Here is a 12,524-nt window from a genome sequence, read left to right on the forward strand (position 1 = left end):
TGCACAACGATAGCCCTAGACTGGTTTCTTTCTCAGGACTCACCTGACAAGGAAACCCGTCCAGTGCGCGACTTTGATAACCAACCCGATTTAAGCGGGAACACACTGCAACTGCGACCACTCGCCGACAGTGATTTTGAAGGCATGCTGCTGGCGGCGAGTGACCCGTTGATCTGGGCCGGCCACCCGGCCACGGATCGCTATCAACGACAGGTCTTCGTGCCCTACTTCGCCGCGCGTCTGGCCAGCGGCAAAGCCCTCGCCGTGATCGAGATTGCCTCCGGGCAGATCGTCGGCATGTCGAGCTACTACTCGCCGCCCGACAAGCCTGACGCAATCGCCATCGGTTACACCTTTCTGACGCGGGCGAAATGGGGCGGGCTGGCCAATCGCGAGCTAAAGCGATTGATGCTGGAGCATGCGTTCAAGGCGTATGACACCGTCTACTTCCACGTCGCGCCTAATAATCTTCGTTCGCAAAACGCCATGCTCAAGCTGGGCGCAACGCATTTGTATGACGCCGAACTGGATCTGTCTGGAGTGCCTGCGATGTGCAAATGTTATGGGCTTTCCAGCACGCAATGGGGCTAGCCTGCGCTTTGCCAATCAACGACGGCTGATCACGGTCAGTCGTTCTTCTCTGCTCCCTTCTCCAAACATATGAAATTCCAGAACCCAGCCTACAAACATATGAATTTTTATCGATGTTTGCCTGGCTTAAGCTCCCTTCACTCCTCATGAAGGAGGCCGTTTCGTCGGTACGCCTGAGACAAGGCGATCCTAAAAATAATGTGTCTGCCGACCAAGGAATTTCTTATGTCCGCCCTGCTCGCACGCTGCCGTGCCTGTCATTGCGCGCTCTCCAGCGCCAGCGCTTCAATGGGAGGCCGACAATGACCTCGCCTCTTTCCCGCCCAAACGCCGACGAATCGTTGCTGCACAGCCAGGGCTATGCCCAGGAACTGCATCGCGGTCTGTCATTGTGGTCTTCATTTTCTGTCGGGTTCGCTACCGTTTCGCCGGTGGTGGGCATTTATTCGGTGATGTCATTGGGCGCGATGAACGCCGGGCCGTCCTGGGTCTGGATCGTTCCGCTGTGCCTGGCGCTGCAGTTTCTGGTGGCGCTGGTCTATGCCGAACTGGCCTCGCAATACCCGCTCGCCGGCGGTTGCTATCAATGGGTTCGGCGACTGGCGGGCGATCGCTGGGCGTGGTTCACCGGGTTCATGTATCTGGCCTCGGCATTGGCTTCCTTGACCACTGTCGCTTACTTGGGCGGTTTCTGGTTGTGGCTGTTTTTTACCGGCGCGCCGCCATCGGCGAATGCCCAAGTGTTCAGCGGCGCCGTGCTGTTGCTGCTCGGTTTGGGGGTGAACCTGTTCGGCATCAACCCGCTGAAGTACTTCGTCAACGCCGGGATCATTGCCGAGGCGATCGCCTCCATCGGCATCGGCGTGTTGTTGCTGTTGTTCTTCCGTAACCATTCGCTGTCGCTGGTGTTTGATGGACTGACCTCCAGTCAGGGTGGCGACGGCTCGTACCTGCCAGGATTTCTGACGGCGATGGCGGTCGGTGGCTGGGCCTTCCTCGGGTTCGACGCCTGCTCGCAGGTGTCCGAAGAAACTGCCGATGCGCGGACGTCGACGCCACGGGCGATTTTGCGCTCGATGATTCTGGTCGGCCTCACCGTGATGCTCACCGCATTCGCCGTGACGCTGTCGTTTACCGACACCGCAGGCATGGTCTCCGGGCAAATCGTCGACCCGGTGACACCTGCTGTCGTTGATGCCTTCGGTAGCTGGTCGGAACGACCTTTCGTGGGCATCGTGTTGGTGGCGTTCATCGCCTGCATCGTCTCGGTGCAGACCTACATCGGTCGCGCCGTGTTCGGCATGGCGCGAGACTCGATGCTCCCGGCGTCGGCCCTGTTGCGCAAAGTCGACAAGCGCAAAGTGCCTTTCGCGGCGATGGTTTTCAGCACCTGTTTCGCCAGTCTCGGTCTAGCGCTCGGCCTCAACGCAACGGCCGTCGGCACGTTGATCGCCTTCGGCAGCGGCGGCTTTTTCATGGTGTTCCTGATTGTCGTCAGCTGCGCCCTGCTTGCTCGTCTGCGCGGCCAATGGAAACCCGAACCCGGGACTTTCAGCCTTGGTCGCTGGGGTCTGCCGGTCAATCTTGCGGCGTTCTTCTGGCTGGTGTTTGAAAGCATCAACGTCGCTTGGCCACGGGAGTCGCTGGCGCCACCGGGTGCGCCATGGTTTCAGGTGTGGGCGGTGATTCTGGTGTTCTCGATCCTCGCGCTGCTGGGCCTGATCTACCTGTTCCGCGCCAAGCCTTATCTGCGCAGCAGCCTGCAACTGCGCACCGAATAACCCCCCGCCTTGTCATGCGGGGCCCTTGCGCCCCGCGAATCTGGAGTTCAGATGTCTTCTCTTCATTACTGGAATTACCCCACCGAAATTTTCTGCGGGCCCGGCGCGCTGGATGTGTTGGCCGAACGCTGCAAATTGTTGGGAATGCGCAATCCGCTGCTGGTCACCGATCCGGGGATGCTGGCGCTGGAACCTATGGCGCTGATCAAAGCGCATTTGCAGCACGCCGATATTGCCTTCGCGGTGTTCAGCGACATCGACAGCAACCCGAGCCTGAATGACGTCGCCCGAGGCGTGGCCGCTTTCAAGGCTGGCCGGCATGATTCGCTGATTGCTCTGGGCGGCGGCAGCGCGATGGACGCCGCCAAGGGCATCAGCCTGGCATCCGTCGATGCTCAAGGCCTCGAGCAATATCAATGGTCGAATGTCATAGCCAGCTATCCAACATTGGCGGACTTTCCGCACCTCGATCTGCCACGTCTGATCGCGCTGCCCACCACGGCGGGCACGGGTTCGGAGCTTGGTCGCGAAGCGGTGTTGACCCTCAGCGAAGAAAACATCAAGCGTGTGGTCAGCCACCCGGAATTACTGCCGGCCTGCGTGATCCTCGACCCGGTGCTGACCCGTGGCCTGCCCGCCGCACTGACCGCCGCCACCGGCATGGACGCGTTGACCCATCACATCGAAGCTTTCTGCTCGCCGCTGTATCACCCGATGTCCTCCGGTGTCGCGGTGGAAGGTATTCGTTTGATTCAGCAGCACTTGTGCAACGCACATCGCGATGGCCAGAACATGGTTGCCCGCGAAGGCATGTTGATCGCTTCGGCCATGGCCGCGGTGGCGTTTCAGAAAGGTTTGGGCGGCGTGCATGCCCTCGCCCATCCGCTGGGCGCGCGTTATCACAAACACCACGGGTTGCTGAATGCGATCCTGCTGCCCTACGTGTTGGTCGCCAACCGTCAGGCAATCAGCCAGGACATCGCGCGACTGGCCCGCTATCTGGAGTTGCCGCAGCCTGATTTCGACGGTTTTCTCGATTGGGTCTTGCAGCTGCGCGAGCAGTTAGGGATCGCCCACAGCCTGGGCGAGATGGGTCTGGACACCGACGCGGCGGATTGGGTTGGCGAACAGGCGCTGGCCGATGTTTCTTCATCCGACACCAACGCCTGTGTCCTCAGTGCCGCCGACTACACGCAAATCTTCCGCAACGCCGTGCAAGGCGTGCTGCCGAGATAAAACTCACAAACCGTGCTCAGCCAGCAGATCTGCGATAAAGGCACGCACGGCCTCGCTTTGCGGGTGCCCGACGTGGGTGATCATGCTGTGCTGCACGTCATAACGCAGCGTCTGCGGGTGCAGCGCGCGCATCTTGCCGCTCTGTAACCATGGCCGCGCGTAGTGCGCAGGCAAATAGCCCAGATGCGTCCCGGCGAGCACGCCGTGGGCCACCGCCTCCATGTGGTGCGCGGTGGCTGAAGCGCGATCCGGCGCAATGGGCAGCACTTGATCGGCCGGCAAGAAACCATGGCAAATCCAGTCACTGGCCTTGAGCTGTTCCAGCGTCGGCGCCTCGACGGCGAACAGCGGATGCGCCTGCCCGCAGAAGATACCGATCTCCTCGCTGTACAGCGGTTGGTAATTCAAGGTCGGTAGCGGACGGCTGAAATAGGAAATGGCGACGTCCAGTTGCCCGTCGATCACTGCGCGTTCGAGCTCTATCGGCGAGTTCACGAAGATATGCAGGTGCATGTCGTGTTCGCGCTGATAAAACCGTGCAATGGCCGCGTCGATGCGCGCGGTCGGCAGGGTCGCGATATTGTCCGCCAGCCCCAGATACAGATCCCCGACCAGACGCCCGGATAAATCCTGCGCCTCATCACGGAAGGCATCCACCGCACCAAACAGCGCCGCTGACGCTTTGAGAATCCGCTGACCTTTTTCGGTCAAGCGAAAGCCGCCCTTGCCGCGCTCGCAAATCCGGTAGCCCAAACGTTTTTCCAGACTGGAAATATGCGTGCTGATGTTCGACTGACTCATGTTCAGCTCAGCTTGCGCAGCGGTGAAACCACCGCACTTCACCACGATGGCGAAAATCCGCAGCAGGCGTAAATCCATGTCCGTAATGTTTCTGATCACCGGGGTGTCCTGTTCAACGATTTCTTGCGACGTTGCGGGGATCAAGTTTCCATTGCGACGGGCGCCGTCGGCAAGCGTATTGAGGGCATGAGGACGCTGAGGCTCCCATGCCGCTCAAGAACTTCTCAAATCATTGCTTGTGCAAACCCCCCGGCTTCCACACTTTGTCGAAGAACGCTTTGGTCGGGCCGTACAGGCGCAGAATCACGAAATAGCCTTCGCCCGGAAGGGTTTTGATCCAGTTTTTACCGGCGCCGGGTGAGTCCGGGCCGAAATGCACATCGATCGAACCATCGGCATTGGCGACCGGTTTGTCCATAGTATTGATCGATGGAAACGGCTGGCCGTTGTCCAGGCCGGACGCGGTGATCGAGTCGTACGCGGTGACCGACCAGAACAGTGCTGCGGGAATACCTTTGGGCAGGTTCAGCGTGTAGCTGTTGCTGCCGGAGAGGAATTCACCCTTGGCATCGACGAACGTGGCCGGGTACTTGGCGCCGACGTTTTCCATGTTCACGGCCATGCCCGGGCTGGCTGAATAGGCGTTGGTGAAAAAGCCGGTGCGCGGGTCGATGTAGTTGAACGTGTCGGCGGTAAACGTGGCGTTACCGGGGAATACGTTCAACCACTTGCGATCCGGGTACCACGTGCCGTTGGCGACAATCGTCTGCGGCGTGTAAGAGATCGCATGGCCGATCTTGCTGGCGGTTTTCGCCGCTTTGTCGAGCAGGTCACGGGAGGCCTTGTCGGGCTGGAACGGCTTGCCCTTGATGATGCCCAGTGCGGCGAGCATGCCACGCATTTCCATGTCCTGCGGGTCGACGTATTCGTGTTCGATAAACCGCGACAGCATGTCGAAAGCGCTGCCATCGGTGGGGTACAGCATGTTGACCGGGGTGTTCGAGGCGTTGGGGAACACCATCGCTTTGGCCGTGGCCTGTTTACCCAACGGATAGATGCGGGTTTTCTCCATGACCGCGACCGGCGCATCGAGCTGTTTAGGATCTTTGAAGAAGCCACGCCAGAACACGAACACGCCGTACGTTCGCGAGCGATACGTCAGATAGCCCGGCGGTACCTCGCCTTTATAGTCCGGCGGCAGCACCAGGTATTTGGCGCCCTGCCCTTTGTCCGGGCCCGGCAGACCGACGTCGCCACACCACTGACGGCCTTCAATCTCGCCCTCGGAGCAAATCGGCCGCTGAAAGAAGTCATCCAGAATGCCCTGCAAACCCGGCGGCACTTCGATCACCATCGGGCCGTCCTGCTTGAGATCCAGATAGCCCATGGCGTAGATCACGTCGGAGTTGGGCGTGGTCACGCGGGTCTTGGCGTTGAGGCGATCCTTCCAGATCGGCAGCACGTTGTAACCGGCGCCGAAAGCTTTCTCCGAGCCCTCTTTCATGGCGTACATGTTCAACGCCGGCAGAGCCCAGATGTACGACTGTACGGCGCGCTGGAAGAGCAATTCGTTTTGCAGTTGCGCCACGCCTTCGAGCGTCGGGTAACCGCCATTGAAAGGCAGGTCGGCCAATTGCTCGTAATGGCTGGCGGCGTGGGCGCTGGCGCTGATCGATGCGGCCAGGCTCAGCGCTGTCAGTGATTTTGCAAACGTGTTCATCGTAAACGTCCCTGTCTCGTTCAATTGGCTTTGACAACAGCGGGCGGCACCCATTGGCCGTTCAGCGCAGCCGGCTCAGGCCAGTACGCGCGAATGTAGAGCGAGAAATCCGCACCTTCAGGCGTCGGCAGCCAGTTGCTTTCTTTATCTTTGCCCGGCGAGTCGCTCTGCACGTAAATCGTTAGCGAGCCGTCAGCATTGGCTTGCAGGGATTTGTTTTTGGTGCCGATGGAATAGCGCTTGAGGTCGTTCGGCGAGAAGAAGTGTTGTTCGTTGTACAGGGTCAGCGACCAGAAGCCTTTGACCGGTGGCAGTTGCCCTTTGGCGAAGGTCACGGTGTAGCCGTTTTGCCCGTTGAGGCGCGTGCCGGTCTTGTCCAGATCCTGATAGAAGTACTTGGTTTCTTTCTGCTGGTTGACGAAGATATTCGAGCGCGCGACGGCGGTACGGCTGAAATAGTCGGTGCCGAACGCCGCGCCGTTGCTGATGGTGCTCCAGTGATCCGGCAATTGCAGGCCGTAGTTACGGAACTGCAACAGCGGGTCGATCACTTCGCTGTCGGCTTTTTTCGCTTCATCGATCATCGCGGCTTTGAGCTGAGGATCGGCCTTGGCAATGGCGGCCAGTGCGGCCATTTGTGCATAGCGAGCTTCTTCGCCCGGCAACGGTTTGGCGTCCTTGAGCAGCGCGGGCAACTCGTCGAAGAACTTCTCTGGCATCACCCATTTGGTTTCGCCACTGCCGGCGGCCTGCGCCGGGAATTTCGGCAGTTTTGCCCAATCGCGGTGTTTGACCTTACCGTCGAATTGCGACAGCGGGTACATGTCGACGCCCGACAACGATGGCTGAATGGCCGCGCGATCGACAGCGCTATCGTCCTGGAACACCCGGGGAATCACGAATCCGGTGTTGGTGCGCGAGCGGAAGACCTTGGTGATCCCGGCCGGGACTTCGCCCTTCCAGTCAGGGCCCACCAGCAGGTAGAAACCGGGCTTGGTGTCATACATCTTGCCGAGCTCGGCAAAGCTGTCGGAACGTAAATCCACCACTTGGTACACCCAGAAACGGCTGCCGAAATCCGGCACCTGCAACACCACCGGTTCCAGATCCAGCGCGATGCTGCCCGCGCCGTAAACCACGTCCTGATTTGGGCACGCCACCAGGCGCTCGGCGGGATCGATGTAATCGCTGAGCATCGACAGTCGATTGATCGGCGCGACCGGAACAATTCCGCCCATCAAGCCAGGTTCAGGCAGATCCTTGAACGCTTGGCGACGGTTGAAAATATTGGCCATCGGCCAACCCCAGAAATACGCCTCACGGGCCATCATGCGCACGTATGGCTCGGTGACCTTGGTGTTGGCGACCGGGCCGCTGACGGAGCCTTCGCTCGCGAAACTTTGCGGGGCCAGAACACAGGTGGTGGCCAGCGCCCCCATCAAGCTCAGCGCGAACAGATTGAGGCGTTGCGGCAGTTGAGTCATAAAGCATCCTTACTTGCGGGAATCACCCTTTGCAGGTGAGTCGCAGGGAAGATAGCGCAAGTCTGCCGAGGTGGTCACTGAATGTTTGGGCTGCGCGCAGCAGGCCCTGATCCGCAGCCCTCAACGTTTTGAAATGACACTTTTCATGTACTGATTCAAATCACGAAAATCCTCAACACTCCAGGCATGCGGCGGCACTTTCACGCCGTTCTCACGCAACGTTCTTGGGATCAAATCTCCGTTGGGACGCAGGATGATTGACGACACAATGACGCCCGGGTAATCGCTCAGCCGTTGCTTGAAAGCGGCTGTTGTCAGATCCGGCGTCGGCGGATTGCTTTTATGCGCCAGCGGCCCTGTACCTTTGATATCAGCGCCGTGACACATCGCGCAGCGCTGCACGAAGAGGTTTTTTCCGTTGCTGTCGCCCGCCAGAGACGGCGATGTTTGAGCCAGCGATAAAACGCTCAGCGCAGCGATGAAGACTGATTTCATGTCCATATGCCCGTGTTCCATCCATTGAATCTATAGCGAAGTAGACGCTACGCGCCTTGTTGACCTACATAGCGCGGCAGCTCGATCGCGTCTGCTTTCGGTGAAAGAATTTTGCCAAATACCGTCTTGAAACCCGGTGCGGTGGCCAGCCTTAATACCGCGTGACCGAGGCCGATGCCAAGCCGCGAATGTGGCGAGGCCAGTCGGGGCGCGAACTTGGGCACGCTTTGCGCCTGATTGACGTAGGGGCGCATCAGTTTTTCGTAGGCCGCGAACGCTTGGGCATGATCGTCGTGACGACTCAGTTCGCCCGGATCAGCGCCTCAATGCCCATGCACTGAACCACCGTACGACCGGCGCCGCGCACATCGATCGTCTGCCCGCCATCGCGAAACTCGGGCGCCTTCTCGACCACGGTGACGTCCATGCCATAGCGCGCCAGCCAATAAGTCAGCGCGGGCCCGGCGATACTGGCGCCGGTCACAAGAACTTTTTTGCGCTTTCATCGGGCGTCCTGAGTTGCAGAAGTGGGGTCAGTGGTGCCGGCGCGGCCAGTTCAGTTGGCGGCAGCGGGCCATCGGTAATCAAGTGTTCCAGCGCCGCAACGTCGGTCTGATTGACGCCCAACGCAGTGCCGAGATTGGTCGCGGCTTTGCACGTCAGAATGGCGATTTGTTGTAGCTGCTGGCCGACGACATCGCTGGCAATTTGCAGGCTGCGTGGATCTTCGACTGGCGTTGAGGGTGCGCTCATGCGTAATCCTGTCCGGAATTCAGAGCTGATCGTGACGAGTCGCGGACGTTAACCTATAGCTAACTTGCTTAGCTACTTTCCAAATTCATCGAGGATTCAAGCCGCGCTACCCTGATATCCTGCTCGCCGTCAGCCGCCGCATGGCTGGATAAGACGGACTATCGAACAGTATGCACGGAGGAAAAATTGCGGATCTACATTACAGGTGCTTCGTGCGCAGGCGTGTCGACCTTGGGTGCCAACCTCGCGCCCTCGCTCGATTTAAAACATGTCGATGTCGATGATTTTTACTGGGCGCCCACCAACCCGCCATTCACAACAAAGCGGCCGCCTGAAGAACGCGTTTCGTTGATGCAGCAGGAGCTGGGCGCCGACAACTGGGTGCTGACCGGCTCTTGTATGGGCTGGGGCGATGCGCTGATCACCCACGCTGATTTGATCGTCTTCATTGTGACACCAACGCCTGTTCGCCTTGAGCGTCTGGCCGCGCGTGAAAGGGAGCGATTTGGCGACCGGATCGCCCCAGGGGGCGACATGCATGAGATACATGTGGCTTTCCGAGAATGGGCTTCGCAGTATGAAGATCCGAATTTTTCAGGGCGTAATCGAGCGTGGCATGAGGCGTGGTTAAGCGGGCAAACGATTCCGGTTTTACGGGTTGATGGGGCGCGTGGTGCGGATGAAATGGTGGCGGATGTTTTGGGGCATTGTCGCCGCTAGCAATTCGGCCAGAAACGTCACTCCAATCGGCTCGGTCAGGGAAGAATCCCATTGAGCAACTACGGCTGTTCTTAACACTCAGTCTGCTAAAAGAGTGAAGTACTCCACGACAAAGTAGCCGACCTGATAGATCAGGGTAAACAGCGCAAGTGTCAGCTGCACTCGCCGCCGTCTCTGTGTGATGCCAATCAACACGATGCCGAGCATGATGACGGTGTGGGCGGTATACGCCGCTCCGAGCGTATGCCAGCGGGCGTTGCCTTTGAGGGAGGTGTCGATGAGATCCATGGCCGTGATAAGCGCGATGAGCCCGAAGAACCAGGCACGTCGCTCGAGCAGATAGTTTTCGTAGCTGCCGAACTCTCTCACGTCTGACGGAAACAGCATCGTCGACACCATGAAATAAAGGGCGCAATAGCAAACAATGAAAAAGTAGGACTCGAACGTCCACACCGGCACCTGCGTAAGACGAAACTCCCACCACCAGAACGTCATGATTGAAATGAGCGCCCAGACCACCCAGCTCATGTGTATCCACGACCATCCAAATTGGCGCGGGTGCTCGATGATCGAAGCGATCCCCTTGAGTAACGTCGTTATACCCAGCCCCAGGATGATGCTGAGGACGATACGGATATGCGAGTAAATCTGGTCTGGGGTCATCTCACTGCGCCGGATTTCAAGCGGCCCTACGTGACTTGATCGTTGATTTCCGGGGTTTCCAGGAAATAAACCACTCAGGTCAGGTTCCGCCTGCACCAATGGGTTGCAATCGCAAGCCTGCGATCGCTGCTGCACGACGATCGCAATGGCCTGAACGGTCTTAGCGTAGGTGGACATCAATGATGTATGCGGCTTTTTGCAGATAATTTTGTCATCCATCCAATCTGAAGCCCCCTGGACACACAAACCACAGAGCGCTAGCGTCAGCTTATTCAACTCAAGAGCCCCGCCATGGACGTCATTGCTAACTATTCAAACAACGCCGAGAACGCGCTGATTGCGCGCGGTTGCATGAAGATCAATCTGCAGATCGTCAGCGCTAATGCGAGCGTGGCGGCTTTTTATGAAGCGTTGGGTTATTCGATCGAACCGCGCATCAGCATGGGCAAGAAGATTGAAGCGAATATCGTGATGTCGGGAGAGGCATAAGTTGAGTACACGGCAGATGGAAATTGCCCCGGGCTTTATCGTTCATGAAACCGAGCACTGGATCATCAACCATCATCTGGCGAGCGCCCTCCCCGGTTATCTGATGTTGGGCACCAAGGTCGCAACCACTTCGCTGGCAGATTTATCGCCGGATGCCTTGGCCGAAATGGGCGGTCTGCTCGCCAAGACTCAGCAGGTCATGGAGCAACGGTTGAAGCCCAAGCACCTCTATATCGGGCGCTTTGGTCATCAACCGGGCCTGCCCATTCACTTCCATTTCATTCCGGTTTATCACTGGGTTGAGGAGCTGTTCTGGAAGGATGAGCGTTACCGGTTGCTGGAAAACTTTGCCTACGCTGAAAACGCTCTTTCGGCGACTGATGGTGCCGAGTTGACGTTGTTTATCTGGCGGGAGTTCGGGGAGAGCCCATCGCCGCCAGAGACTCAGGGCATGACGATCGAAGAATCGATCAAGGCGCTGCGTGCTGCGTTTTCATGACTCACCCGTCTGAAACCGTTTACGCAGCAAATTGATCACCAACAGCACACCCGCCGCCATCCCCTGCGAGCCGCACATCAGTCCGAGAATGTGATCGTCAAACAGCCACCAGGCGAACGCGCCGAAGAACAGCGTCAGCAACAGCCCAAACACCAATAACGTCAAATGCCGCACGCTCGGAATGTCTTCCAGCACGTCTGCAAAAATGCTCCAGCAGGCCCACTGCATAAACAGCAACAGCGTCACCCACGGCAGTGTCTGTAGAAAAGCGCTCGGCGGCAGCGAAGTGACAAAGCTGAACGGCACGGCGAACACGAAAAACAGTGTTGCGGCGATCGTCGTGCAGGTGGGCACGGTATAGGCCGGCAGGGCGATGACCAGTTGCATCAACTTGAGGGCTTGCAGTCGAGTGATCAATTCTCGCGCTCCTGCGGGTCGTCTCGGCCGAGTCCGGTGGCCGGTTGAGTGACTATAGATCAGCCGCTGCGCCACGCAAAAACTGCACTTAAACCGCCTTACACGTCAGCCAGGCACCCCAGAAAAGACTGCTGAAAAACCGCGTTGCTTGACCAAAACCCGCCTCATGCAGCAATGTCTGAACCGCTACCTCGGAATGCGGCGGATCGGCCCCCTGCAGAATTTTTCCGAGTTTTGCTTGCACCTCATCGGCACTCGCGCCCTGCTGCCGCCAGCGCTGGCCCCATGCTTGCAGCAACAACGGTTGGCTCGCATAGGCGTAATGATTACCCGCCAGAATCAGCGGTGCGCCGGGTTTCAGGCGCGCTTGGATGGATTGCAGAATCTCGCGTTTGGGTTCGTCGCCATTGAGGTGATGAAGCACGCCGATCAGAGTCGCGGCATCGAAGTTTTGATCCGCCGGCAAGTCATTGATCTCACCGAGATGCACCTCCGTTCTGTGCAGAAAATCATTGGCCTGCAGCTGTTGCACGGCGGCGTCCAGCATCGGCTCGGAAGGATCGACTGCAGTGAAATGCCAGTCCGGCTCCAGTGCCGCCATCGCAATGATTTCCTGTGCGGTACCGCCAGCGCCGACCACCAGAATTTTCGCCGGGCGTGATTGGCCAAGACTGGCGGCCAGCATGCACGCCGCCAGATCATGACAGGCGTCATAACCGGCCAGTGCGATGCGGCTTTGTTGGGCGTATTCATTGGCGCGGGAGTTGTCGAATTTTTCAGCTGAGGATGATTTCACTGGCAGGTCTCCATGTCCTTTTTCAGCAAATTACGCCGGCCAGGGTGACAAGAGAAATTCAATGATTTCATGCACTGCA

16 protein-coding genes are annotated in these 12,524 nt (G+C 58.4%); 6 read left to right on the forward strand and 10 right to left on the reverse strand.

Annotation, left to right across the window (positions count from 1 at the left end; all coding sequences use genetic code 11):
* Positions 1 to 63 precede the first annotated feature (63 nt).
* The 3 genes from ACP3TY_RS13430 (at position 64) to ACP3TY_RS13440 (ending at position 3,608) form a co-directional block, all read left to right on the forward strand.
* A complete protein-coding gene (locus ACP3TY_RS13430; protein WP_426620284.1) occupies positions 64 to 591 on the forward strand; it encodes a GNAT family N-acetyltransferase in 528 nt (175 codons plus the stop codon).
* Positions 592 to 893: 302 nt separating this feature from the next.
* Complete coding sequence (locus ACP3TY_RS13435) at positions 894 to 2,372, forward strand: APC family permease (RefSeq protein WP_426620285.1); 1,479 nt, start codon at positions 894 to 896, stop codon at positions 2,370 to 2,372.
* Positions 2,373 to 2,423: 51 nt separating this feature from the next.
* Positions 2,424 to 3,608, forward strand: coding sequence for an iron-containing alcohol dehydrogenase (locus tag ACP3TY_RS13440; protein WP_400748743.1), 1,185 nt, complete (start codon positions 2,424 to 2,426; stop codon positions 3,606 to 3,608).
* 3 nt (positions 3,609 to 3,611) lie between these two features.
* Here ACP3TY_RS13440 and ACP3TY_RS13445 read toward each other — a convergent pair whose 3' ends face one another.
* The 7 genes from ACP3TY_RS13445 to ACP3TY_RS13475 all read right to left on the reverse strand — a co-directional run bounded on the left by ACP3TY_RS13445 (position 3,612) and on the right by ACP3TY_RS13475 (position 8,861).
* The gene (locus ACP3TY_RS13445; protein ID WP_053120439.1) at positions 3,612 to 4,508 is read right to left on the reverse strand and encodes a LysR family transcriptional regulator; all 897 of its coding nucleotides are present in this window, start codon (positions 4,506 to 4,508) and stop codon (positions 3,612 to 3,614) included.
* 130 nt (positions 4,509 to 4,638) lie between these two features.
* On the reverse strand, positions 4,639 to 6,129 hold the full coding sequence (locus ACP3TY_RS13450; protein ID WP_426620286.1) for a DUF1254 domain-containing protein: 1,491 nt from the start codon (positions 6,127 to 6,129) through the stop codon (positions 4,639 to 4,641).
* Positions 6,130 to 6,149: 20 nt separating this feature from the next.
* The gene (locus ACP3TY_RS13455) at positions 6,150 to 7,568 is read right to left on the reverse strand and encodes a DUF1254 domain-containing protein (RefSeq protein ID WP_426620482.1); all 1,419 of its coding nucleotides are present in this window, start codon (positions 7,566 to 7,568) and stop codon (positions 6,150 to 6,152) included.
* A gap of 165 nt (positions 7,569 to 7,733) precedes the next feature.
* Positions 7,734 to 8,108: a cytochrome c gene (locus ACP3TY_RS13460; RefSeq protein WP_426620484.1), complete on the reverse strand. Its 375-nt coding sequence runs from the start codon at positions 8,106 to 8,108 to the stop codon at positions 7,734 to 7,736.
* A gap of 47 nt (positions 8,109 to 8,155) precedes the next feature.
* Positions 8,156 to 8,362 (reverse strand): hypothetical protein, encoded by a 207-nt coding sequence (locus tag ACP3TY_RS13465; RefSeq protein WP_426620287.1) that lies wholly within the window; start codon positions 8,360 to 8,362, stop codon positions 8,156 to 8,158.
* Between the two features lie 47 nt (positions 8,363 to 8,409).
* Positions 8,410 to 8,592 carry a hypothetical protein gene (locus ACP3TY_RS13470; protein WP_426620288.1) on the reverse strand — a complete coding sequence of 61 codons (183 nt, stop codon included), beginning with the start codon at positions 8,590 to 8,592 and terminating at the stop codon, positions 8,410 to 8,412.
* Complete coding sequence (locus ACP3TY_RS13475) at positions 8,589 to 8,861, reverse strand: hypothetical protein (RefSeq protein WP_426620289.1); 273 nt, start codon at positions 8,859 to 8,861, stop codon at positions 8,589 to 8,591. Before ACP3TY_RS13475 ends, ACP3TY_RS13470 begins: the two co-directional genes overlap by 4 nt.
* A gap of 186 nt (positions 8,862 to 9,047) precedes the next feature.
* Here ACP3TY_RS13475 and ACP3TY_RS13480 point away from each other — a divergent pair, with 186 nt between their 5' ends.
* Complete coding sequence (locus ACP3TY_RS13480) at positions 9,048 to 9,581, forward strand: adenylate kinase (RefSeq protein ID WP_426620290.1); 534 nt, start codon at positions 9,048 to 9,050, stop codon at positions 9,579 to 9,581.
* A gap of 78 nt (positions 9,582 to 9,659) precedes the next feature.
* Here the strand turns inward: ACP3TY_RS13480 and ACP3TY_RS13485 are convergent, their stop codons facing one another.
* Positions 9,660 to 10,463, reverse strand: a complete 804-nt coding sequence (locus ACP3TY_RS13485; protein WP_426620291.1) for a hypothetical protein — start codon at positions 10,461 to 10,463, stop codon at positions 9,660 to 9,662.
* A gap of 72 nt (positions 10,464 to 10,535) precedes the next feature.
* On the opposite strand from ACP3TY_RS13485, the gene ACP3TY_RS13490 reads away from it, so the two are divergent.
* The gene (locus tag ACP3TY_RS13490; RefSeq protein ID WP_426620292.1) at positions 10,536 to 10,733 is read left to right on the forward strand and encodes a hypothetical protein; all 198 of its coding nucleotides are present in this window, start codon (positions 10,536 to 10,538) and stop codon (positions 10,731 to 10,733) included.
* Positions 10,734 to 10,749: 16 nt separating this feature from the next.
* Positions 10,750 to 11,232, forward strand: coding sequence for an HIT family protein (locus tag ACP3TY_RS13495; protein WP_401239380.1), 483 nt, complete (start codon positions 10,750 to 10,752; stop codon positions 11,230 to 11,232).
* Here ACP3TY_RS13495 and ACP3TY_RS13500 read toward each other — a convergent pair.
* Positions 11,227 to 11,649, reverse strand: a complete 423-nt coding sequence (locus ACP3TY_RS13500) for a hypothetical protein (protein WP_426620293.1) — start codon at positions 11,647 to 11,649, stop codon at positions 11,227 to 11,229. The genes ACP3TY_RS13495 and ACP3TY_RS13500 overlap by 6 nt on opposite strands.
* A gap of 88 nt (positions 11,650 to 11,737) precedes the next feature.
* Positions 11,738 to 12,445 (reverse strand): class I SAM-dependent methyltransferase, encoded by a 708-nt coding sequence (locus ACP3TY_RS13505; protein ID WP_426620294.1) that lies wholly within the window; start codon positions 12,443 to 12,445, stop codon positions 11,738 to 11,740.
* Positions 12,446 to 12,524: the final 79 nt, after the last annotated feature.

The sequence above is a fragment of the Pseudomonas rustica genome, from assembly GCF_049959085.1.
Taxonomy (GTDB): domain Bacteria; phylum Pseudomonadota; class Gammaproteobacteria; order Pseudomonadales; family Pseudomonadaceae; genus Aquipseudomonas; species Aquipseudomonas rustica.